This window comes from Bradyrhizobium sp. 159 (genome assembly GCF_023073795.1).
Lineage (GTDB): Bacteria > Pseudomonadota > Alphaproteobacteria > Rhizobiales > Xanthobacteraceae > Bradyrhizobium.
Genome location: NZ_JADPKE010000090.1, coordinates 1 through 20837 on the forward strand (window position 1 = coordinate 1; position 20837 = coordinate 20837).

The following is a 20837-nucleotide window of genomic DNA, read 5'->3' on the forward strand; positions in this document are numbered from 1 at the left end:
AGAACAACGCGGTCTGTTCGACTTGCCGATGCCCCATCATGATCTTCAGTCCTGCCAATTAGACAGACTGAATCACTGATATCTCTGCGTCGCAACAGCTGCCTTTTTCAACAGAATCGACCCCGAGCCGAACACCGCAGCAGCGGCCGCTATGTCGGCACTCTGCCGGAGACCGAACCTCATACGGTGGCTGCGTTAACTGCTGCTTTAGGACCCAGAGCCATCCTGCGCCACACGGCTCATTTCGGCCCAGCATCGCAGTTCGTGCAACCATCGAACGTGATAAGCTGTCTCCATCCTCCTCAAGGTGCGATGAGGATCGAATGAAGCGGGGGAGTTCATAGCGGCTACTGCGGCGCTGCTCGCTTCGCAAAAGCATGCGGGGGCTCAGCTGGCTGGCCGTGCTGTTTGTGCCGCTCTTGAGGGATGAGCGGACATCTGGAGCACCCAAACTAAGCGCGTAATTTATGAGTACACGCCCTAGCCCAGCTCGAAGCTGGTGACGCCGAAGACGCGGTCGATCCGCAGCGACCGGATCGGTCCCGTGTACATCCGCGCCGTCTCGAACACTGGTTTGAGCCCGAGCTCGCCCGCGAGCGCGATGGCCTCGCGATTGACGGCGGGGACATCGAGGAACACTTCGCCGCCGGCCACACCCGCAAGCAGGGCCTGAACGATCGCTTCCGCCGCCGCGCGATCGTCGGCAACGAGCGGACCGATCTTGTGACCCGTTTGGCACGGCCGGATCACGCCCCATGCGGACAGCTTGCCGTCGCGCAGCAGCGCGCGGCCGACATGGCCTGATGTGTTGATCCAGGCGTGCAGGAACGCGCTACGCGCGGCAGGGAAGACGGTGGCATCATCGGCTTCAACACGTGCAAACGGGATGTTATCGAGGGCGACGACATCGGCAGGCGGTTTCGGTGGCGCGGCTACGGTGCCGCCATAGCGGATATTGGCGTAGGCGAGCTGGAAGCCCGATTTTCTGTAATTGTCTTGCTGCGCGACCACGCCATCGAGTCCGATCACGCGAGTGCCCGCGTGCGCGATCGCCGCGTTCCAGATGCGCAGGCCATGGCCTTTGCCGCGAAAACTCTCGCGCACGATATAGAAGCCGAGGAAGGCGAAGCGGTCATCGTAATTGACGCAGGAGACGGTCGCGACCGGCTCGCCGTCGATCTCGCCGAGAAAGAAGCCTTGCGCATCGGGGATCGCAAAGCAGGCGGCATCGGCCAGGCCCGGATTCCAGCCCTCGGCCGCGGCCCAATCGATGGGGACGGCGATCTCCTCCGGACGCAAAATGCGGATCTGCAAATCGCTCATGACGAATGCTCTCGACGATGGACCTGCCGGCGGGTCTGGCGGTAGAAGGCCTCATGATAGGTCGGGCATGCGGCTCGCCTCAACGATATTCGCAAGGGATGATCGGTCATGGCGGAGAAGGTTGCACTCGTCACCGCGGGCGGCAGCGGCATGGGGGCTGGGGCGGCACGGCGGCTGGCAGCAGATGGGTTTCGCGTCGCGATCCTGTCGTCCTCCGGCAAAGGCGAGGCGCTCGCCGCCGAGCTCGGCGGCTTCGGCGTCACCGGTTCGAACAAGTCCAACGACGATCTGAAGCACCTCGTCGAGGGCGCGATGACCAGGTGGGGACGGATCGACGTGCTCGTCAACAGCGCCGGCCACGGGCCGCGCGCGCCAATCACGGAGATCACCGACGAGCAATGGCATGCCGGGCTCGATACGTACCTTCTCAACGTGATCCGTCCCACCCGGCTGGTCACGCCAGTGATGCAGGCGCAGAAGAGCGGCGCCATCATCAACATCTCGACCGCCTGGGCGTTCGAGCCGAGCGCGATGTTTCCGACTTCGGCCGTATTCCGGGCAGGGCTTGCTGCCTTCACGAAAATCTTCACCGACGCGCATGCGGCCGACAACATCCGCATGAACAACGTGCTGCCGGGCTGGATCGACAGCCTGCCGCAGACCGAGGCGCGGCGCGACAGCGTGCCGATGAAGCGCTACGGCAAGGTCGAGGAGATCGCGGCGACGGTCTCGTTCCTGGCCTCCGACGGCGCGGCCTACATCACCGGCCAGAACATTCGCGTCGACGGCGGACTGACGCGCTCGGTTTGAGCGGACCCTCAATGTGAGGCGACGAGCCGCGCCAGTTCCGGCAGGATCTTGTAGCGCGCAATCTCGTGCGGATATTCGCCGCGATTGGCGAGCAGGATCAGGCCGAGCCGTCGCGCCGGCACGAGACCGATATAGCCGGAAGCGTTGTTGAGACCGCCCGGCTTGTCCACGAGGGCGACGCCGGGCAGATGCACGCTCTCCCAGGCCATGCCTTGTCCGAATTTTTCGTCGATGCGGAAGGCCTCATGCTGCGTCATCCGCAACGCCTCGCGCAGATGCGGATCGAGCGAGCGGCCATCGACGCAGGCGGCAACGAAGCTCGCGAGATCCCGCGCCGAAGAGAACATCTGGCCCGTGCCGGAAAAGTCAAAATAGCTCTGCTGGTTGCCGATCGGGCCGATTGCCATGCCCTGGTCCGAATAGCCCTGGACCACGCGCCGCATCCAGGCCTCGTCCATGACAGCGCGGTTGTCTTCGCCGCGCTCGGGGACACAGGTCGCGGTCATGCCGAGCGGTCCAAGGATGCGCTGTTCGAACAGGGTCGCGATCGGAGCGCCGTAGCGGCGCTCGAGCACGAGCTGAAGCAGGACGTAGCCGGCGTGGGTGTAGATGCGCTGCCGTCCGGGTGCGACGCCGGGCGGCGGTGCGAAGGCGTTCAGCATGGCGATGAACTGGTCGCGCGTAAACTGCTCGTCCGGCCAGGGCGGATGATCGGTCGGCAGCAACAGCCCCGAGGTGTGCGTGACCAGCTCGCCGATGGTGACGCGGCGGACGTAGTCGCCGTTCAGCTCGGGAAGGTATTTCGGCAAATGGTCGTCGAGCCCCAGCTCGCCGCGCAGCGCACCGAGCGCCACGAGAGTCGCCTCGAAGGGTTTTCGCAAGGAGGCGACATTGAACAGCGTGTCCGGCGTCACCGGCCGTTTTGCCGCATCATCGGCAAAGCCGTAGGTGAAGAACTCGACATGGCGGCCGGCATAGAGCGCGGCGGCAAGGCCGCCCGCATGATCCGGCGTCGCGGTCGCCGTAAGCCCGTTCGCGACGATGTCGCGCATCTGCGCAATCATGTCGGAATCCGCCGAGGCGCGGCCGGGCAAGGCCAGTGCGAGTGGAACGAGCGCTGCCCGGGAGAGCGCCCTCCGGGTGAGGTGCGATGAGGTGGCAACAGACGGCACGGCTCTGACGCATGATGTGATGCCCCCGCCGGGCCCTTCTTAACGTGACGGCGCGCACGCCCCAATTCACGATTGCGCGTTGAGGGTTCCGCCTGGCGGGGCCCGAGACCGAATCACTTAGCCTGTGGGCTAACAATGATTGACGCGAAACGGTGCTGGCGCTATAGTTAGCTTCATGGCTAACCAATTGTCCCGGCTCGATCAGATCTTTGCCGCGCTCGCCGACCCCACGCGGCGGGCGATCGTGATGCGGCTCTGCGCGGGCGAGGTCTCCGTCGGCGAGCTCGCCGATCCCTTCGACATGGCGCTGCCGAGTTTCATGAAACACATCCATGTGCTGGAGACGAGCGGGCTCGTGCTGTCGGAGAAATCCGGCCGCGTCCGTACCTGCCGCCTCAGCCCGGATGCGCTGATCAGCGCGGAAGACTGGTTCCAGCAGCAGCGTGCCGTCTGGGAGATGCGGCTCGACCGGTTCGCAGTCTATGTGATGAAGCTCAAGAAAGAGAAGGAAAGGGCGGCCGCCAAGCGTCCGTCCCGGACAACCAAACGGAAAGGTTCTGAGTGATGACGAGTTCTGCCAATGCCGCCCTGTCGCAATGGTCGCTCGACCGCGAGATCGTGATGTCGCGCGTGATCGACGCGCCGCGCGATCTCGTGTTCGAGGCCTGGTCCGATCCGAAACACCTGCCGCAATGGTTCGGACCGAAGGGGTTCAAGGTCGAGACCTTCGAGATCGACGTGCGCGTCGGCGGAGTCTGGCGCTTCAACATGGTCGGCCCCGACGGCACCGTCTATCCGAACCGCATGCGCTTCCGCCGCATCGAGCGGCCGTCTCTGATGGAGATGGATCACGGCGCCGACCAGGACGACGATCCCGGCCTGTTCCGCTTCACCGTCACCTTTGCCGAGCAAAGCAACGGCAAGACCGTGCTGACGCTGCGCCAATTGGCCTCGAGCACCGAGCAGCGCGACGCCATGATCGGATTCGGCGCCGTCGAATACGGCTACCAGACACTGGACAAGCTGGCGGGGTATGTGGCCGGGATGAAGGGCTGAGAAGGGCCGCACTCATTCCGAGGTCGATGCTTCGCATTGAGCTAGCTGAACGCGTTCTAGGTTCAGCAGCTCGGAAGGTTCTAAGTTCGGTAGCTCGGCAAGACCGGTGCGGCCCCGGCGGAGAGAATTCGGCGGGGTCGCATTAACGCGTGGCTCGGTCGTGCTCGGCTTTCGGAGGACCTGACCGATTGTCCCGCTAGCGTCGCGGTGTGGTGCCGTCTGACGGTGGGGTAGTCTCGTTGCGCATGCCTTTGGGACTGGAGGCACCTTGTCCGCCGCGCTCCACATGCGTGATGTCGCCACCGCCGCCGGCTCCGGAACCGCCTGCGCCCGCACCGCCTCCATCGCCCGAACCTGCGCCGGCTCCCGCGCCGGCACCCGCGCCGGCGCCGGCACCAGCTCCGCCGCCGGCGCCCCCAGCACCACCACCGGCGCCGCCGCCGCCCGCTTGTGCGAACGCTGCGCCGACTGAAGCGCCGGCCAGCATCGCGGCCGTGAAGATCGTCAGAAATGTCTTACGCATGATCTTGCTCCTTGAAGTTTTACCACGGACCAATCACGCGCGTCGCCAACCGTTCCTACGTTCATTGATGTTGGAGGACCTTCCGGCGGTGGACCGGAACGCCCGGCTCCGATGCAGGTCGCCTGCGGCAATCAGCCCGGTACCCTTAGGAACAATCGCCCCTTCTTCCTGGTTGCGGCACGAAGCCACTCAAACGGAGGACAGGAAAATGGCTGACGCAGCCCGCGATACGTTCGTGGTCGGACTACGCAACGCGCACGCGATGGAAATTCAAGCGAGAGAACTGATGGAGCGCCAGTCGGAGCGGCTGGACGAATATCCCGAAGTCAAGGCAAAGGTCACCGCGCACCTTCAAGAAACCAATGAGCAACTGAATCGGCTGGAGAAGTGCCTCGAGGCCTGCGGCGAGAGCACGTCCAGCCTGAAGGACACGACGCAGTCGGTCATGGCCAATATGATGGCGATGGCGCATTCGGTCGCCGGCGACGAGATCCTCAAGAATACCTTCGCCAACAACGCGTTCGAGAATTTCGAGATCGCCGCCTACAAGTCGCTCCTGACGCTCTGCGGCGCCGCCGGAGCGCCCGAAGCCAAGCCGCTGCTCGAAGCCTCGTTGAAGGAAGAGCAGCGCATGGCCGCCTGGATCGACTCAAATGTCGAGAAGGTGACCATGGAGTACCTGACGCATCAGCGCCAGGCCGCGTAGTTCTCCGCGTTCCCAGGATATCGAACCACCGGCGCGCCAGGGCGGCCGGTGGTTTCTCACGATTGCCAACGGGAGCGAGCGTTCGGCCCCGAGGAACGATCGCTGCACTCCGGCTTTGGCAGTGATGACGCACATCATCTTCAGTGACTATCGCAACCCCGCCGCCGAGCAGGCCTTCGAGATTGCCTGGGATTTTCTCGCGCGAACTGGCGCCATTCGCGACGAATTCGAGGCCTGCGCGTTCCTGGCCCAACGTATCGCCGTGATGGTAGACGAGGGTCAGACGAACCGGATCCGCATGGCCAATCGCGCGATCTCCGAATATCAGCATCAAGTCGACGAAGCCGATAGCCTCATCCGCAGCGGCGGCCGCCGTGCCGAGGGACGTTCCTGACCGTCATTCGCCTTTGAGGCCGGCGTCGCGGATCAGCTTGGTCCATTTCCGCGTCTCGTTGTCGATGAATTGGCCGAACTCGGTCGCGGTGCCGGGGCGCACTTCGAGGCCCTGGGCGGTCAGCTTGTCCTTGATTGCGGGTTCGGCGAGCGCGCGCAGCACCTCGGCCTGGAGCTTGTTGACGATCGTGCGTGGTGTCGTCGATGGCGCCATGAAGCCGTACCAGCCGGCGGCGGCCACGTTGGGAAAGCCCTGTTCGCGCAAGGTCGGCGCCTGCGGGTAGAGCGCGCTGCGCTCGGGCGAAGCGACGCCGAGCACGATGAACTTGCCGCTCTGGATGTAGGGCAGCGCGGTCGGCAGCGCCGTCAGCGTGGCGTCGACGCGGCCGGCGAGCAGCTCGGTGTAGGAGGCGGCATCACCGCGGAACGGGATGTTGAGGCCCTTGACGCCGGCGTCCCGGAACAGGAGCTCGCCGGCAAGGTGCGGCTGCGAGCCCGCGCCGGGCGAAGCGAAGGTGAGGCCGTCGGGCTTCGATTTGCCGTAGGCGATCATCTCCGGCAGCGTCTTGAACGACGCGTCCGCGCTGATAATCAAGAACAGCGGCGCGATCACCGCCATTGCCACGGGTTGCAGATCCTTTCGCTCGTAGGTCAGCTTGCCGAACAGCGCTTCGGCGGTGGCATAGGGAGCTGCGACATAGAGAATGGTGTAACCGTCGCCCGGCGCATGCGCGACCAAAACGTTGGCGATGCGCGTGCCGGCGCCCGGCTTGTTCTCGACGATGAACTGCTGGCGCAGGCTGCGGCCGAGCTCCTCCGCCAGGAGACGCAGCGAGATATCGTTGGAGCCGCCGGGCCCGTAGGGTGAGATTAGCCGCACCAGACGTGACGGCCAGGCGTCCTCAGCGCGAGCGGAAAATGGCGGGTTCGCCAGGCAGGCGGCGAGGGCGCCCAGCAATGTTCGGCGTGTGATGATCATGATGGCCTCCCCGACGTGGGGCGCCAGCTTGTTTGTTCATGTCCTGGCGCCCTTCTTGTCTTGCTTGCGTGTCTCGGCTGCCGGCTCCGCCGCCTTGACGGTCGCACGGATGCTGTCGGCGAGCGCCGCGATGCGCGGGCCGATCTCGCCCTCCAGCTGCCCCGGCTGGAGTCGGAATGCCGGGATGCCGCAATTGATCGAGAACGACTGCTTCGCTTCGCTCGCGTGAAACAGCGGCGCGGCGACGGCGTGGATCGAAGCCATATACTCGCCCCAGCAGGTGCAGAAGCCGCGGCTGACGCATTGAGCGAGGCCCGCTCGGTATTTGTCCTGGAAGGCGGCCCACAACTCGGAATCTTCGGCAGCGATGCGCCGTTCCAGTTGGGCCGCTTCGGCCGGCGGCAAGATCGCTGCCGCGGCGCGGCCCATGGCGGTCATTACAACCGGAATCGGCATGCCGATGTCAGGGACGTGCGGGCCGACGTCGCCGGAGCGCGCAGTCTCGACATAGATCATGGAGGTCGCATCCAGCAGCCCGATCGAGACGGTGCCGCGGACACTCTGCGCGAGCTCCTGCATCATGGGCCGTGCAATCTGGCGAAATTGCATGTCGGCGAGCAGCGGATGCGCCATGCGCAAGGCCCGTGCGCCGACGCGATATTTGGCGCGCTCGGGGACGGAGCGGAGATAGCCGAGCTCGGCCAGCGTGTGAGTCAGCCGCGCCACTGTCGGTCGCGGAATCCCGGTCAGTGTCGACAGCTCCATGTTGCCGAGCTCCGTTGCTCCGGCCCTGAAGGCTTCGAGCACCACGAGGCCCTTTGCCAATGTCGTCGCAAACGCAGCGTCGTCTGCGCTGTCGGCGAGCACCGCGGCGGCCGACGAAGAGGCGAGGAGCGGTTTGGAGCGGGATCGGGCCATCCGGGCTTTAATGAACCGCGCGGGGACGGTTGTCCAATAAATTCAGAAAATACGCCGTTTCTGTCCAGTATGCGGACAAAGATAAATCCCTCCAGCCTGGTCAGGAGCCGCACGGAAGGTGCCGCTACACACACATTTTTGTCGTGATTCCACGGCGTCTTGTGACAGGATTATTACGAACACATGTCACATCGATTACAGCGGAGCGATTCATGTTGCAGTGGCAGGCACGGTCAAATCCCCTCGCGTGGTGGTGGGGGTCCCTGACGCTGGTCAGCGCTGCCAATATCCTCGTCTGGTTCATGCTGTACCGCGAGTTCTACCCGACCGTTGCGGGCAGCCTCAGTGGCGGCTCGGATATCGGCCTGATGTTCCTGCTGTGCGCGGCCTATGTGTTCGGTTGCGCGTTTCGCTCAGTGCTGCCGCGCGCCGATGTGCAGCGCATCTGCCTGTTCGATACCTGGCTGTCGAGCGTGTTCGTCGGCCGTACGGTCGCAACCGTCGCCGAAGTCTGCTTCGCGGCGCAATGGGCGATCATTCTGCATCAGCTCGGGACCATGACCGGCGCGCAGACCGCGGTGAACATCGCGCTCGTGATCGTGCCGATCGTCATCATCGCGGAGTGCTTCTCCTGGTACGCGGTGGTGACCACCAACTTCCTCTACAACGCAATCGAGAATTCGCTGTGGGCGGTGACCTTCTTCCTCGCCGGCATCGCACTGTGCCGCCTAATGCCGGAATTCCAGGGCGTGGTGCGCTGGGCGCTGATCGCGGGAATCGTCGGCATCGCCTGCTTCCTCGCCTTCCTCGTGACCGTCGACGTGCCGATGTATCTCAGCCGCTGGCGGGCAGGGCACGCCGAGGGCGGCAGGTTCCTGGGCTTCCTCGAAGGCCTGCACGATGTCGCGACGCGCTGGGTCGTGACTCACGACATCGCGCATTGGAAGGGCGAGCTGACCTGGATGTTCCTGTATTTCAGCGCCGCGGTGTGGTCGAGCTTGGCGCTCTGCGCACTCTACGCGATGGAAGGCTATCTGGTGCGCTATCTCGCCTGACGGTCAGATTTTCGGTTGACGCGTACTCTTGAAGCGAAGCGGCATCCAGCTTCGCTTCAAGGGGCTTTACTTGCCGACCAGGCTGCATTTGCTGCGGTCGAGCGGACGAAAGGCCTGGTCGGGCGGGATCGTCGCGACCAGCTTGACGAAATCCCAGCGACCTCTGGATTCCTCGGGCGTCTTGACCTGCACCAGGTAGAGATCGTGCACCATGCGCTGGTCCTCGCGAATGCGGCCGTTGGGCGTATAGGCATCCGACACCGGCGTCGCCTTCATCTTGGCCATCACGGACGCGCTGTCGTCGGAGTCGGTGTCCTTCACGGCTTGCAGATAGTGGCGCACGGCGGAATAGACGCCCGCCTGGATCTGCGAGGGCATCGCTTTTCTGCGCGCATAGAACGCATCGGAGAACTTCCGCGCGGCGGGCGAGACGTCCTCGAAGAAGGAGGTGACGATGAGATCGCCGCGCGTCGCCTTGAGCCCGACCGCCTCGATGTCGACGTTCTGGAACGACATCGGCACGATCTTCATGCCCTGGGCGGCGAGGCCGAATTCCTCAGCCTGCTTGATCGCGGTGGCGTTGTCGCCGGCGACGTTGATGGCCAGGATCCTGGCGCCCGAGGACTGCGCCTGCAGCAGGAACGAGCTGTAGTCGGGCGTGCCGAGCTGGGCTTTCACACTGCCGGCGACCTTGCCGCCGAGCGCAGCGATGCGCTCGCGCGCGGTTGCCTCGATCGAATGGCCGAAAGCGTAGTCCCCGGTGATGAAGAACCATGGCTCCTTGCTGGTCTGCATGATGCCGGACACAACCGCCGTCGCGGTGGAATAGGCGTCCTGGGTCCATTGCACGCTGGTCGGCGCGCAGGCTTCATCGGTGAGCTGGTTGGCGCCGGCACCGGAGACGAGGAAGATTTTGCCGTTCCCGCGCACCAGCTCCTGCACCGCGAGTGCGGCGCCGGAGCTGCCGCCATCGGCGATGGCCTGGACCCCGTCGCTGAACCATTTTCGCGCCAGCGATGCGGCGAGATCCGGCTTGTTCTGGTGATCGGCCTGCAAGATCTCGATCGGCTTGCCGTTGATCTTGCCGCCGAACTCCTCCGCGGCCATGCGCGCCGCCTCGACCGAGCCCGGGCCCATGGCGGTCGCGAACACGCCGTTCATGTCCGTGAGAACGCCGATTCGGATGGCGTCAGCCTTGATCTCGGCGTGCGCGCTGGTGCCTGCAAGTGCCAGCGCGATTAGCACAGTGGCAACGGATGTCGTGCGGAGGGTGGCCATGGCGTTTCCTGATGTCGTTATGTTTGATTGATTGGCATCGGTGATCAGGCCGGTTCGGCGATGACCGTGTTGCGCAACGTGCCGATGCCGGAGATTTCGACCTCGACGGTGTCGCCGGGGCGCATCCACAGCGGCGGCGAGCGCTTGGCGCCGACGCCGCCGGGCGTACCCGTGACGACGACGTCGCCGGGGACGAGCGGGCAGATCGTCGAGATGTAGGAGATCAGCTTGGGGATGGCGGTGATCAGGAGGTCGGTGGTGGTATCCTGCACGATGGTGCCGTTCAGGCGCGTCTGCAAGGTGAGCCTTGACGGATCTGGAATTTCGTCCGCCGTCACCAGCCATGGGCCAAAGCTGCCGCTTTCGGCAAAGGTCTTGCCGGAGAGGAACTGGCTGGTGTGGCGCTGCCAGTCGCGGATGCTGCCTTCGTTGTAGCAGGAATAGCCCGCGACATGGTCGAGCGCGCGGTGTGCGGGAATGTGCCGGCCTTCCTTGCCGATGACGAGTGCGAGCTCGCCTTCGTAGTCGAAATCGTCGCTGACCTTCGGCTTCACGATCGGCTGGAGATGGCCGACCTGGCTGCAGGCGAAGCGCGCAAACAGCGCCGGCTTTTCGGTGACGGTGCGACCGGTCTCGGCCACGTGATCGCGATAGTTGAGACCGACGCAGATAATCTTGCCGGGATCGGGGATCACGGGCGCGAAGCTGATCTTGTCGAGCGCGTGATCGGGGGCCGCGGAGTCGGCCAGCCTTGCCGCCTCGGCGAGGCGATCGGCCTCGAGCAGCTGCCGCAGCGTGGTGCACCCGGCTATGCGCGCGCCGAGATCGACGACACCGTTGTCCTTGACGGTGCCGAACGAGGGACGGCCGTCGACGATGAAAGAAAGCAGTTTCATGAGATATCCTCGAGAAAGTGTCCGCTCAGGCCGCTGACGGCACGTGGGTTGGAGGCGCAATGGGGGCGATGAGGCGGTCGAGCTCGGCCTCGTTGCGGGCGGACCCGCGCACATAGCGGTCCGGGCGAACGAGTGCGGCGATGATGCCGTGCTCGCGCAGCCAGGGGCTGATGCCGTTGGCATCCTCGCTGGTCAGGATCTTGAGCCCCGTCTGCGACAGCGCCAGGCGCGGCAGTGCGGCCGCCCTCTCGACGAGCAGGAGATGATGATAGCCGGTCCGGTCGTCGCTGCGGCGTCCGTCGCTCAGCATGAATTGCGGTGCGAGGTGTCCGGCGAGCGGCAGGTCGCCGAACGCGAGGCCGGGGCCGAGCAGGGGCTTCTTCACTTCCAACTTGACCGGCGCGTTCTCGCGCGCTTCGCCGGCGGCAAGGCCGGCCTCGATCGCCTTGGTGTTGATGATCCCGCCGAGGCGAATGGCGAGCTCGATGAACTCGCGCACATGCGGCAGGCGTTCGCTCTGATAAGTGTCGAGCAGATCGGGCGCGGCGCTCTCGCGGATCACGCTCGCCAGCTTCCAGGCGAGGTTGGCGGCATCGCGGATGCCGGCGCACATGCCCTGGCCGAGGAAGGGCGGAGTCTGGTGGGCGGAGTCTCCCGCGAGCAGCAGACGTCCGCTGCGCCATCGTTGCGCGATCACGGAATGAAACGTGTAAACCGCGGCGCGCTCGATCTCGGCATCGTCCGGCGTGATCCAGCGCGACAACAGCTCCCAGACTTTTGCCGGCTGCGTGACCTCCTGGGTGTCCTCGTCGGGCAGGACCGTAATTTCCCAGCGCCGCCGCGTGCCGGTGCCGCGCACGTAAGTTGCGGGCCGCCTCGGATCGCAATGCTGGAGGCTGTAGTCGCCGAGGTCGTCGCGCGCGCGCTTGAGCAGCACGTCGATCACAAGCCAGCGCTCGTGGAAGCCGAGGTCGTCCATGCCCGAGCCGATGAAGCGGCGCACCAGGGAGCGGGCGCCGTCGCAGCCGATCACGTAGCCGGCGCGAACTTCCCTGAGTCCTCCGTTGGAGAGGTCCTCATAGCGGACGCGCACGCCGGCCTCATCCTGATCCAGCGCGAACACGTCGCAGCGACTGCGCAAGGCGACATGTGGCCAGCGGGCGAGGCCGCCGATCAGCACGGTCTCCAGATCAGGCTGGTGGAAGCGGTAGCTGAGATTCCAGCCCATCGGTGTCGGCGTCTGCGGGCGCGACCAGTCCAGCAGCATGCGGCCGTTGGTATCGAGAAAGAGCATGCCGGGGCTGAGGATGACGTGCGGCAGGATCGCGTCAGCAAGGCCGATGGTCTGGAACACGCGCATGCATTCGTCGTCGAAATGCACCGCGCGCGGCAAATGATAAGTCCGGGCCTCGCGCTCGAGCACGAGCGTTCGCGCGCCGCACAGGCCGAGCAAATTGGCGAGCGTGGCGCCGACCGGACCGCGGCCGACGATCACGATGTCAAACTCTTCTGGGGCGGATTTATCTTGCATGGGGCTATCTTTTCCCCAAGCGGTGCGATCCCTTCAACACTGCCGCGCCAAGTGTCCGCCCAGCGGACGGCGACTAGACCTCGACGGGAATGGCTGACGCGGTCTCCTGAAGCTGGCCCGCGAACTGCGCCACCGCTTCCTCGATGCCCAGCGCGGAGCGGATCCAAATAATTGAGATGCAGCCGAATACGGTGCCGTTGCGAACGATGGGCACGGCGATCGAGGAGGTCTTGGGATTGTATTCGCCCTCGCTGCGGATCGCGTAACCGCGCGCGGCAGTCTCGGCGATCATGCGGTCGAGCCGGCCTTGGTCGAGGAAGGGGCGGTCGTCGGCCTCGTCGATGCGGCGCAAATGACTGACGATCAGATCGCGCTCGCGCGCGGGGCAGGCGGCGAGATAAGCGCGCCCCGCGGACGTTCGCAGCATCGGCAGGCGCTTGCCGATCATGCCGCGGTCGATCGAGAGGGGACTGCGCGAATGGGTGGTTTCCTGCACCACCATCGCGGCGTTCTCGTAGGTGGAGAGATCGACTGGCCAGATCAGGGTCTTGCTGAGTTCGGCGAGATAAGGCGCTGCCGCCTGACAGATCACCACGCCGGGGTCATAGCCGTCACCGAGGCTCAGCGCCCGCCGGGTCACACGAAATCGGTCGTCGCTGGCGCTGCGCGCGACATAGCCGAGTTCCTCCAGCGTTTCGAGCAGGCGATAGACGGTGGGACGGGGCAGGTCGAGCGCGCGGGCAACGTCGCCGGCGCGGATGCCGCCGGAGCGGTTGACTTCCTGCAGCACGTCCAGCCCGCGCTTGAAGGCGCGGACGCCGTCAGACTGCCGAGGCTGGCCGTTCCGCGTCCGCTCCTTGGACACTTTGTATTTCCTCCCTTGTGGCACATCCCGGCGCGCTTATTGTCGTTGCGAACGCGAGGCGATTGCGGAACGCCACCGTAGGATCGCGCGCGGCCGGTATCAAGCTCGCCGCAGTACGGCGATCGCGATGCCTTCGGGAAGGAATTCGATGGAAATCGCAGCGCTCGGGTATATCGGAATCAGTTCATCCCAGCTCGACCAATGGAGCCTGATGGCGACCGGGCTGCTCGGGATGCAGCAGGTCGATCGTGGCGGCAAGGTGCGGGCCTTCCGCATGGACGACCGCAAGCAGCGGCTGATCGTCGACGGCGGCAGCGATGCGGGCCTTGCGGTGATGGGATGGGAAGTTCCTTCGACCGCCGAACTGGACAAGTTGGCAGGACGGCTCGAAAGACATGGCACCAAGGTGACGAGGGGCTCGCGCGCACTCGCTGACGAGCGGCATGTCGGCGAGCTGATCGCGTTCGCCGATCCCGCCGGCAACCGGCTGGAGGCTTTCTGCAAGCCGGAGCTTGCGAGCGAGCCGTTCGAGCCGGGCCGCCCGATCTCGGGCTTCCGCACCGGGCCGCTTGGCATGGGGCATGTCGTGCTCAATGTGGAGAATGTCGAGGTGCTGTTGCCGTTCTATCGCGACGTGCTCGGTTTTCACGTTTCCGATTTCGGGCTGAAGCCTTACGGGCTTTATTTCTTCCACGTCAACGGCCGTCACCATTCCTTTGCGATGGTCGGATCGGGGCGGAAGGCGATGCATCACTTCATGGTCGAGCTCGGCTGCCTCGATGATGTCGGGCAGGGCTACGACCTCGCGCAGATGGACGAGGGACGCACCGCCTACACGCTGGGCCGGCACACCAATGACCACATGACCTCGTTCTACGTGAATACGCCGTCCGGCTTCTTCATTGAATACGGCTGGGGCGGACGCGTCATCGATCCCGAGGCCTGGCAGCCGCACGAGACCTCTGATGGGCCCTCCCTATGGGGTCACGAGCGGCTGCATATGCCCGAAGAGCAGCGCAAGCGGCTACGCGACATGCGGCTCGACGCGGCTGCCCGCGGCGTGCGCGTCGCCGATCCGCGTGTGCCGCCGCTCAACTGCGCGTGGCTGGACTCGGTGGTCGCGCGCGAATGATGCTCGGCGGCGCAGCTCAGGCCTCGCCGAGATCGACCTCGGTCAAGATTCCCTGGCGCAGCGCCAGCCGCACCAGCTCGATGTCGGAGCCGACGCCGAGCTTGTCCTTGATCAGCGAGTGCAGGTTCGCCACTGTCTTCGGGCTGACATGCAGCGTCGCGGCGATCTGCTCAGTCGTGTTCTCGGCGAGCAGCAGGCGGAGCACCTCGAATTCGCGCGGCGTGAGCACGTCGGCGGCCGAGCTCTCGCCGCCGATGCGGCTGAGAGCAAGCTCATGGTCGATGTCGGGGCTGATGGCGATCTTGCCGGCGAGCACGTCCTTCACCGCGCGCACCAAGGTCTCGGGTGGACTGGTCTTGGTGACGTAACCCCTGGCACCGGCGCGGATCGCCTGCACGGCAAAGCCGGCATTCTCGTGCATGGTGAAGACCAGGATCCTTGCCGCCTTGTCCCATTGCCGGATCCGCCTGACGGCCTCGATGCCGCCGATGCCGGGCATGCTGAGGTCCATGATGACGAGGTCGGGTGCCTCGGATTTGTACAGCCGGTAGGCTTCCGCGCCGTCGGCCGCCTCGGCGACGACGCGCAAACCCGGCTGTTTCTGGAGCACGGAGCGATACCCCTCGCGGACGACGGAATGGTCGTCGACCAGCAAGATGGTCGCTTCAGTCGCGCTCATGCCGCGTGCTCCAGTGCCTGCCGATCGGCGGCCGCGAGCGGAATGAACACGCGCAGTGCGGAGCCATTAGGGCCGGTCTCGAAGCTCAGCCGGCCGCGAAGCGCGGCGACGCGCTCGCGCATGCCGAGCAGGCCCATGCCGGATTTGACGGCCGCCTCGTTCGGCCGGCCGTCGTCCTCGATCGCGAGCGCGATCTCATTTTCGGCCATCGTCAGATGAAGGCTGACCTTCGTGGCCCCGGCGTGCTTGGCCGCGTTGGTGAGCGCTTCCTGCACGATCCGGTAGAGATTGGCGCTGACGGAGGCGGGCACGTTCTCGAAGGCGCCGTCGAACCGGATATCGACGCGGGTCTGGCCGCGGCTGCGGCCGTTCCACCCCGCCACCAGGCCTTCGAGGCTCGCGACAAGGCCGAGCTCGTCGACGTCGGGGGGCCGCAACCGGAACAGCGCGCCGCGCAGCGTCTCCATCATGCCGGTCGCGGTCCGGGCAATGCTGTCGCACTCTCCCAGCAGCCCCGGGCAGTCCTGCGCCGCCGTCTGGCGGGCGGACGCGGCAAGCGCGCGGATTGCGGCGAGCGACTGGCCGAACTCATCATGCAGCTCGCGCGCGAGATGGCGGCGCTCCTCGTCCTGTAGCGCGATCAGTTTCCGCGTCAGCTCGTTGCGTTCCGCAAGCGCGATGTCGAGGCTTTCGGCGAGGTGGTTGAAGACGTCGCGGATGGCAGAGAGCTCGGCGAGATCGAACGGCGGCAACCGGGTCGTGAGGTCGCCACCCGCGATTCGCTCAAGGCCGCTGCCGATCATGCGGGTGGGGCGCAGGGCGCGAGCGAGTGCGGCATAGACCAGCGCGCAGAGCAGCGGCAACGCGATCGCTAGCGCGATCATCAGGCGGCCAGCCTCGTGCCAGGCCTCGGCCGTCTGCACGGTGGGGTCGACCGAGACCACGGTCTCGCCGAGCGTCGTTCCGCGCACGATCACCGGGCGTGCCGCCTCGCGGCCGGGGTCGAACAGGCTGCGATAGAAGGCGGCGAAGGCTTGCGGCGGCGGGCTCGCCGGGGCAGGCGCGCCACTACAGAAGCGCTGAAGCATCTCGCCGCTAGCGCTCCGGAATCCAAGACACAGACCGGCGGTCATCACATGGGCCGAAACCGGATCAAGGTTCGGGAAGTCGGAGCGGGGGCTAGCTACCCACTGGACCTTGCCCTGTTGCAGCTCCAGTGTCTTCGCCACGATGGCGGCGATACCGTCGATGCGCGCATGCGCTGCGCGTTCGGCCGTAACAAGGAAATAGGCGGAGATCGCGGCGAAGCAGGCGGCCGATATTGCGGCCACGCGGAGCGTCAGACGGACCTTGAGATCGAACCTCGGGCGATTCCACATCGGCGGGCACCTGGTGCGAACGGGTTTTGTCGCTCGTCCATTAAACGGCAGAACGCAACCCGCGGGAAGCGTTCGCGTCCTTCCGCAGTGCAATGTCGTGAAATTTTCCCGGCGCTCGTCGGGACAATTACGGCTGCGTGGCCTCAGGCGACCCGTCCAGATTTGCAGGGCCGCTCCATCCCACGAGGCTCCTTCATGCACTGCTTCCGGCTGATTCTCTCTGCTTTTTTCCTCTTCGGCCTCTCTTCGTCGCGAGCCGATGCCGAGGCTGCGATTGGCGTTGCCATGGACGACTTCAGCTATACCGATACGTCGGGCGAGCCGGCCAACCAGACCGCCGCCCACGAGCGGCGGCTATCGGCGTTCATGGCCGCGCTGAGGCGGGATATCGGCACGGACCGGCGCTATCGGCTGCTGCGGTCTGCCGAGGACGGTGCGGCGTTCAAGGTCGTCGGCGGCATCCAGAAGACCAGCACGCTGGTGCAATGGGCCAAGGTCGCCGTGATCGACGTCGGCGCCAAAAGGCTCGTGATGGACAAGCTCTACACCTTCCGCGGCGACAATGATGAATCGTGGGAGCGCGCCGAGATCTTCGTGTCCCGCGAGGTCATGGCTGCGCTCGCCACGCCAGCTCCGGTCGCGCTTGCCGTGTTCGACTTCGAGCTCGAGGACATGACGGCCGCTTCCGCGATCGTCTCGGCTTCGGACGCCTCGTATCTGGCCGAGGTCAGCGCCGCCGTGCGCGAGGCGCTCGGCCATTCCGGCCGTTATCGGATCGTCGATGTCGGCGGAGGGACGGCGAGGACGGGCGCCTTGCGGGATTGCGGCGGCTGCGAGGCCGCGATTGCGCAGAAGCTCGGCGCGGACCTGTCGCTGATCGGGGTGGTGCGGCGTGTCAGCCGCACCGAATACACGCTCGGCTTCCAGGTGCGCGATGCCAAGACCGGCGCCGTGGTGGCGCGCGGCGACAGCGGCCTGCGCCTCGGCGCGGACTATTCCTGGAAGCGCGGCGCCGTGCGGCTGGTCAGCGACCGGCTGATCGAGAGTCAGCAGGCCACCGACGCTCCTAGAAAGTAAGCTGCACCTTCATCGATTGTGAGCGGTCGCTGGCGAGTTCGAAGGCGGCGACCGCGCTCTCGAACGGCATGGTGGCCGTGATCAGCGGCTTGACGTCGATCAGGCCTTCGCCCATCAGCCGCACCGCGAGCTCGAACTCGGAATCGAAGCGGAAGGTGCCGCGGAGCTGCAATTCCTTGGCGACGATGGAGTTGATCGGCAGCGTCATCTCGCCACCGAGGCCGAGCTGAACGAGCGTGGCACCGGGCCGCAATACGTCCAGCGCGGTACGGAGTGCGGCCTGGTTGCCCGAGGCTTCGAACAGCGCGTCGAACACGCCCTTGCCGGCGCGCCAGGAATCGAGCGCAGTGGCATTGGTGGCGACATTGATCGCGTGCGTGGCGCCGAGCTTCTTCGCGACCGCGAGCGGGGCGTCCGCGACATCGGTCACGACGATCTCGGCGGCGCCGCCGAAGCGCGAAACCAGGATCATCAGCGCGCCGATCGGGCCGCAGCCGGTAATCAGCACGCGTTTGCCGAGGAGAGGACCGGCCTGCTTGCCGGCATGCAGACACACGGCGAGCGGTTCGGCGACCGCAGCTTCGGCGAGCGACAGTCTGTCAGCGATCGGTACGGCCTGTGTGGCGCCGACCGTAATGAATTCGCGAAAGCCGCCTTGCACATGGGGGACGCGCATCGCGCTGCCGAGGAAGCGCATGTCGAGGCACTGGTTGTGCATGCCTTCCCGGCAATGCAGGCACTGGCCGCACGGATTGCTCGGATTGACTGCAACGCGCGTGCCCGGCCTCACCAGGGTGACGCCGTCACCGACGGAAGCGACCACGCCGGCGATCTCATGCCCCAGCGCCATCGGCTGCTGGATGCGGACCACGCCAAAGCCGCCGTGATGGTAGTAGTGCAGATCGGAGCCGCAGATGCCGCCATTGGCAATCTTGACGCGGACTTCGCCCGGTCCGGGCTCCGCATCCGGATAGAGGTCGATCCGCAGGTCGTTCGGGGCGTGAATGACGACGGCGCGCATGGTTTGTTCCTTCAGCGGTTCGCGGGTCACATCGCGGCAATCATGCCGCCGTCGACATAGATGATCTGGCCGTTGACGTAGGTGGAGGCGTCGGAAGCCAGGAAGATCGCCGCGCCGACCAGCTCATCCGGCTTGCCCCAACGTTTCGACGGGATGCGGCTCATCAGCCAGGTGTTGAAATCGGTGTTATTGACCAGCGCCTCGTTCATGTCGGTCAGCATGTAGCCGGGGCCGATTGCATTGGCCTGGATACCGTGCTGGGCCCATTCCACCGCCATCGAGCGGGTGAGATTTTTGATACCGCCCTTGGCCGCGGTGTAGGGCGCGATGGTCGGGCGCGCGAGCTCGCTGCCGAGCGAGCCGATGTTGATGATCTTGCCGCGCTTGCGTGGAATCATGCGCTTGGCCGCCTCGCGGCCGATCACGAAGGCGCTGGTGAGATTGGTCTCGATCACCTTGCGCCATTCGTCGGTAGTGAACTCGACCAGCGGCTTGCGGTGCTGGATGCCGGCATTGTTGATGACGACGTCGACGGCGAGGCCTTGTCCGTCGAAGTCGTTGAAGGCAGCGACGATCGCGGGCTCGTCGGTGACGTTGAACGCGGCGCCTTCGGCCTGATGTCCGGCGCTGCGAAACTCGGCGACGGCCTGCTCGACGCGCTTGGGATCGACGCCGTTGATGATCAGCTTGGCGCCGGCCCTGGCCATGCCTTCGGCAATGGCGCGGCCGAGGCCGCGAGAGGAGCCGGTCACGAGCGCGGTGCGGCCGGAAAGGTCGAAGAGGGCGGTGCTCATCTCAAGAATCCTTAGACGTTGGAGCGGCGCACGGTCAGATCGGAGCGGTCGAAGACGGCGGGCAGGAGGTCGACGCCGAGGCCGGGGCCTTCCATCGGATAGACAAAACCGTCCTTGATCATGGGCGTGGTGGTGACGAACTCATTGTACCAGCCCTTGTAGAAGGCGCGCACCGATTCCTGGATCAGCGTGTTGGGCTGGCTGAACGACATGTGGATGGCGGCTATGAAGCCGATCGGGCCAATGCAGTCATGCGGTGCGAAAGGCCGATGATAGGTTTCGGCCATCGCTGCGATCTTGCGCCCCTCGGTAAGGCCGCCGGTCCAGCACAGATCGGCCATCACCACGTGCATGGCGTCGCGGTCGAGCATGTCCTTGTAGGGGAAGCGCGAGCCCAGCGTCTCGCTGGCGCAGACCCAGACGTCGGTCGAGCGCGCATATTCGGCCAGGGCCTGCGGCGAGTTCATCCGGATCGGGTCCTCGTACCACGTCGGCTTGTAGGGCTCGAGCGCGCGCGCGATCTGCTTGGCAGTCGGCAGATTCCATAGCGAATGGAGCTCGACCATGATCTCCATCTTGTCGCCGACAGCTTTGCGGATCTTCTCGAACGGCTCGATCGCCTGCTTCATCTGAGCGGCGGTGATGTAGAGACCTTTGTTTTCCTGGGCGGCGGGATCGAACGGCCAGATCTTCATCGCGGAGATGCCGCTTTCCAGGAGATTTTCGGCGAGCGCGTCGGCGCGATGCATGAAGCCGTCGAGATCTTCGTAAGGTCCCTTGGAGGCGCCGAGATTCCAGTTCGCGACCGGGCTGATATTGGTCGAGCGGACATATTGGGTGCCGGCGCAGGTGTTGTAGATGCGCTGCTTGTCGCGGCAGAGGCCGCCGAGCATCTGGTGCACCGGCTGGCCGCAGACCTTGCCGAACAGGTCCCACAGCGCGATGTCGATCGCCGAGGCCGCGCGGTGTTCGACGCCGGTCGATGACTGCGCCATCGGCAGGTTCAGCATGTCGCGGTGGATGGCTTCGATGTGCAGGGGGTTGCGGCCGAGCAGCCGGCCGGCAAAGGTGTCGTGAATCTGCGCCTCGACCGCGCCCGCGCCGTAAAAGGTCTCACCGAGCCCGATCATGCCCGCATCGGTGTGGACGCGCACCCAGATGACGTTGGAGAATTCTTCAGTGCGCAGGGTCTCGATCGACGTGATCTTCACGGCAATAATCCTCCCGTCGGGCCCATAGCGCCCGCCTTG

General features: G+C 65.4%; 22 protein-coding genes. 8 read left to right on the plus strand and 14 right to left on the minus strand.

Annotated features, from left to right (window positions below; genetic code table 11):
• Positions 1–480: 480 nt before the first annotated feature.
• Positions 481–1323, minus strand: a complete 843-nt coding sequence (locus IVA96_RS27795; protein ID WP_247275682.1) for a GNAT family N-acetyltransferase — start codon at positions 1321–1323, stop codon at positions 481–483.
• 108 nt (positions 1324–1431) lie between these two features.
• Here IVA96_RS27795 and IVA96_RS27800 point away from each other — a divergent pair, with 108 nt between their 5' ends.
• Positions 1432–2133, plus strand: coding sequence for an SDR family oxidoreductase (locus tag IVA96_RS27800; protein ID WP_247420507.1), 702 nt, complete (start codon positions 1432–1434; stop codon positions 2131–2133).
• 8 nt (positions 2134–2141) lie between these two features.
• Here the strand turns inward: IVA96_RS27800 and IVA96_RS27805 are convergent, their stop codons facing one another.
• Positions 2142–3197 carry a serine hydrolase gene (locus IVA96_RS27805; RefSeq protein WP_247420510.1) on the minus strand — a complete coding sequence of 352 codons (1056 nt, stop codon included), beginning with the start codon at positions 3195–3197 and terminating at the stop codon, positions 2142–2144.
• Positions 3198–3480: 283 nt separating this feature from the next.
• Here IVA96_RS27805 and IVA96_RS27810 point away from each other — a divergent pair, with 283 nt between their 5' ends.
• Together IVA96_RS27810 and IVA96_RS27815 are read left to right on the plus strand one after the other, a co-directional pair.
• The gene (locus IVA96_RS27810; protein ID WP_247420512.1) at positions 3481–3870 is read left to right on the plus strand and encodes a metalloregulator ArsR/SmtB family transcription factor; all 390 of its coding nucleotides are present in this window, start codon (positions 3481–3483) and stop codon (positions 3868–3870) included.
• Positions 3870–4361 (plus strand): SRPBCC family protein, encoded by a 492-nt coding sequence (locus IVA96_RS27815; RefSeq protein ID WP_247275686.1) that lies wholly within the window; start codon positions 3870–3872, stop codon positions 4359–4361. Before IVA96_RS27810 ends, IVA96_RS27815 begins: the two co-directional genes overlap by 1 nt.
• A gap of 196 nt (positions 4362–4557) precedes the next feature.
• Here IVA96_RS27815 and IVA96_RS27820 read toward each other — a convergent pair whose 3' ends face one another.
• Positions 4558–4884 carry a hypothetical protein gene (locus tag IVA96_RS27820; protein WP_247275687.1) on the minus strand — a complete coding sequence of 109 codons (327 nt, stop codon included), beginning with the start codon at positions 4882–4884 and terminating at the stop codon, positions 4558–4560.
• A 208-nt stretch (positions 4885–5092) separates the two neighbouring features.
• Here IVA96_RS27820 and IVA96_RS27825 point away from each other — a divergent pair, with 208 nt between their 5' ends.
• Positions 5093–5590 carry a ferritin-like domain-containing protein gene (locus tag IVA96_RS27825; RefSeq protein ID WP_247420514.1) on the plus strand — a complete coding sequence of 166 codons (498 nt, stop codon included), beginning with the start codon at positions 5093–5095 and terminating at the stop codon, positions 5588–5590.
• A gap of 124 nt (positions 5591–5714) precedes the next feature.
• Positions 5715–5984, plus strand: coding sequence for a hypothetical protein (locus tag IVA96_RS27830; RefSeq protein ID WP_247275689.1), 270 nt, complete (start codon positions 5715–5717; stop codon positions 5982–5984).
• 3 nt (positions 5985–5987) lie between these two features.
• On the opposite strand, the gene IVA96_RS27835 is transcribed toward IVA96_RS27830, so the two are convergent.
• Positions 5988–6962 carry a tripartite tricarboxylate transporter substrate binding protein gene (locus IVA96_RS27835; protein ID WP_247275690.1) on the minus strand — a complete coding sequence of 325 codons (975 nt, stop codon included), beginning with the start codon at positions 6960–6962 and terminating at the stop codon, positions 5988–5990.
• Positions 6963–6998: 36 nt separating this feature from the next.
• Positions 6999–7880, minus strand: a complete 882-nt coding sequence (locus IVA96_RS27840) for an IclR family transcriptional regulator (protein WP_247275691.1) — start codon at positions 7878–7880, stop codon at positions 6999–7001.
• A 212-nt stretch (positions 7881–8092) separates the two neighbouring features.
• On the opposite strand from IVA96_RS27840, the gene IVA96_RS27845 reads away from it, so the two are divergent.
• Positions 8093–8935 (plus strand): hypothetical protein, encoded by an 843-nt coding sequence (locus IVA96_RS27845; RefSeq protein ID WP_247275692.1) that lies wholly within the window; start codon positions 8093–8095, stop codon positions 8933–8935.
• A 66-nt stretch (positions 8936–9001) separates the two neighbouring features.
• Here the strand turns inward: IVA96_RS27845 and IVA96_RS27850 are convergent, their stop codons facing one another.
• The 4 genes from IVA96_RS27850 to IVA96_RS27865 all read right to left on the minus strand — a co-directional run bounded on the left by IVA96_RS27850 (position 9002) and on the right by IVA96_RS27865 (position 13505).
• Positions 9002–10213, minus strand: coding sequence for an ABC transporter substrate-binding protein (locus IVA96_RS27850; protein ID WP_247275693.1), 1212 nt, complete (start codon positions 10211–10213; stop codon positions 9002–9004).
• Between the two features lie 44 nt (positions 10214–10257).
• Positions 10258–11109 (minus strand): fumarylacetoacetate hydrolase family protein, encoded by an 852-nt coding sequence (locus tag IVA96_RS27855; protein ID WP_247275694.1) that lies wholly within the window; start codon positions 11107–11109, stop codon positions 10258–10260.
• 25 nt (positions 11110–11134) lie between these two features.
• Positions 11135–12640, minus strand: coding sequence for a bifunctional 3-(3-hydroxy-phenyl)propionate/3-hydroxycinnamic acid hydroxylase (locus tag IVA96_RS27860; RefSeq protein ID WP_247275695.1), 1506 nt, complete (start codon positions 12638–12640; stop codon positions 11135–11137).
• 73 nt (positions 12641–12713) lie between these two features.
• Positions 12714–13505, minus strand: coding sequence for a DNA-binding transcriptional regulator (locus IVA96_RS27865; protein ID WP_247275696.1), 792 nt, complete (start codon positions 13503–13505; stop codon positions 12714–12716).
• A gap of 148 nt (positions 13506–13653) precedes the next feature.
• Here IVA96_RS27865 and IVA96_RS27870 point away from each other — a divergent pair, with 148 nt between their 5' ends.
• Positions 13654–14637: a VOC family protein gene (locus IVA96_RS27870; RefSeq protein WP_247275697.1), complete on the plus strand. Its 984-nt coding sequence runs from the start codon at positions 13654–13656 to the stop codon at positions 14635–14637.
• A 16-nt stretch (positions 14638–14653) separates the two neighbouring features.
• Here IVA96_RS27870 and IVA96_RS27875 read toward each other — a convergent pair whose 3' ends face one another.
• Complete coding sequence (locus tag IVA96_RS27875) at positions 14654–15316, minus strand: response regulator transcription factor (protein WP_247300686.1); 663 nt, start codon at positions 15314–15316, stop codon at positions 14654–14656.
• Positions 15313–16695, minus strand: a complete 1383-nt coding sequence (locus IVA96_RS27880) for a histidine kinase (protein WP_247420519.1) — start codon at positions 16693–16695, stop codon at positions 15313–15315. Before IVA96_RS27880 ends, IVA96_RS27875 begins: the two co-directional genes overlap by 4 nt.
• Before the next feature lie 195 nt (positions 16696–16890).
• On the opposite strand from IVA96_RS27880, the gene IVA96_RS27885 reads away from it, so the two are divergent.
• Entirely contained in the window at positions 16891–17772 is an 882-nt protein-coding gene (locus IVA96_RS27885; protein ID WP_247275700.1) for a DUF3280 domain-containing protein, read from the plus strand.
• Here the strand turns inward: IVA96_RS27885 and IVA96_RS27890 are convergent.
• From IVA96_RS27890 to IVA96_RS27900, 3 genes are read right to left on the minus strand one after another with little or no spacing between them, the layout of a single operon-like run.
• Positions 17762–18793, minus strand: a complete 1032-nt coding sequence (locus IVA96_RS27890; protein ID WP_247420520.1) for an L-idonate 5-dehydrogenase — start codon at positions 18791–18793, stop codon at positions 17762–17764. The genes IVA96_RS27885 and IVA96_RS27890 overlap by 11 nt on opposite strands.
• Positions 18794–18819: 26 nt before the next feature.
• Positions 18820–19587 (minus strand): SDR family oxidoreductase, encoded by a 768-nt coding sequence (locus IVA96_RS27895; RefSeq protein WP_247420521.1) that lies wholly within the window; start codon positions 19585–19587, stop codon positions 18820–18822.
• 11 nt (positions 19588–19598) lie between these two features.
• Positions 19599–20798: a mandelate racemase/muconate lactonizing enzyme family protein gene (locus IVA96_RS27900; protein WP_247420523.1), complete on the minus strand. Its 1200-nt coding sequence runs from the start codon at positions 20796–20798 to the stop codon at positions 19599–19601.
• Positions 20799–20837: the final 39 nt, after the last annotated feature.

What these genes read in the sequence shown, in the direction of transcription:
- IVA96_RS27845 (WP_247275692.1), top strand. Translation starts at nt 8,093, where the DNA reads ATGTTGCAGTGGCAGGCACGGTCAAATCCCCTCGCGTGGTGGTGGGGG.
- IVA96_RS27840 (WP_247275691.1), bottom strand. Translation starts at nt 7,880, where the DNA reads ATGGCCCGATCCCGCTCCAAACCGCTCCTCGCCTCTTCGTCGGCCGCC.
- IVA96_RS27795 (WP_247275682.1), bottom strand. Translation starts at nt 1,323, where the DNA reads ATGAGCGATTTGCAGATCCGCATTTTGCGTCCGGAGGAGATCGCCGTC.
- IVA96_RS27880 (WP_247420519.1), bottom strand. Translation starts at nt 16,695, where the DNA reads ATGTGGAATCGCCCGAGGTTCGATCTCAAGGTCCGTCTGACGCTCCGC.
- IVA96_RS27830 (WP_247275689.1), top strand. Translation starts at nt 5,715, where the DNA reads ATGACGCACATCATCTTCAGTGACTATCGCAACCCCGCCGCCGAGCAG.
- IVA96_RS27805 (WP_247420510.1), bottom strand. Translation starts at nt 3,197, where the DNA reads ATGATTGCGCAGATGCGCGACATCGTCGCGAACGGGCTTACGGCGACC.
- IVA96_RS27860 (WP_247275695.1), bottom strand. Translation starts at nt 12,640, where the DNA reads ATGCAAGATAAATCCGCCCCAGAAGAGTTTGACATCGTGATCGTCGGC.
- IVA96_RS27815 (WP_247275686.1), top strand. Translation starts at nt 3,870, where the DNA reads ATGACGAGTTCTGCCAATGCCGCCCTGTCGCAATGGTCGCTCGACCGC.
- IVA96_RS27885 (WP_247275700.1), top strand. Translation starts at nt 16,891, where the DNA reads ATGCACTGCTTCCGGCTGATTCTCTCTGCTTTTTTCCTCTTCGGCCTC.
- IVA96_RS27895 (WP_247420521.1), bottom strand. Translation starts at nt 19,587, where the DNA reads ATGAGCACCGCCCTCTTCGACCTTTCCGGCCGCACCGCGCTCGTGACC.
- IVA96_RS27855 (WP_247275694.1), bottom strand. Translation starts at nt 11,109, where the DNA reads ATGAAACTGCTTTCTTTCATCGTCGACGGCCGTCCCTCGTTCGGCACC.
- IVA96_RS27850 (WP_247275693.1), bottom strand. Translation starts at nt 10,213, where the DNA reads ATGGCCACCCTCCGCACGACATCCGTTGCCACTGTGCTAATCGCGCTG.
- IVA96_RS27870 (WP_247275697.1), top strand. Translation starts at nt 13,654, where the DNA reads ATGGAAATCGCAGCGCTCGGGTATATCGGAATCAGTTCATCCCAGCTC.
- IVA96_RS27820 (WP_247275687.1), bottom strand. Translation starts at nt 4,884, where the DNA reads ATGCGTAAGACATTTCTGACGATCTTCACGGCCGCGATGCTGGCCGGC.
- IVA96_RS27825 (WP_247420514.1), top strand. Translation starts at nt 5,093, where the DNA reads ATGGCTGACGCAGCCCGCGATACGTTCGTGGTCGGACTACGCAACGCG.
- IVA96_RS27890 (WP_247420520.1), bottom strand. Translation starts at nt 18,793, where the DNA reads ATGCGCGCCGTCGTCATTCACGCCCCGAACGACCTGCGGATCGACCTC.
- IVA96_RS27875 (WP_247300686.1), bottom strand. Translation starts at nt 15,316, where the DNA reads ATGAGCGCGACTGAAGCGACCATCTTGCTGGTCGACGACCATTCCGTC.
- IVA96_RS27835 (WP_247275690.1), bottom strand. Translation starts at nt 6,962, where the DNA reads ATGATCATCACACGCCGAACATTGCTGGGCGCCCTCGCCGCCTGCCTG.
- IVA96_RS27810 (WP_247420512.1), top strand. Translation starts at nt 3,481, where the DNA reads ATGGCTAACCAATTGTCCCGGCTCGATCAGATCTTTGCCGCGCTCGCC.
- IVA96_RS27800 (WP_247420507.1), top strand. Translation starts at nt 1,432, where the DNA reads ATGGCGGAGAAGGTTGCACTCGTCACCGCGGGCGGCAGCGGCATGGGG.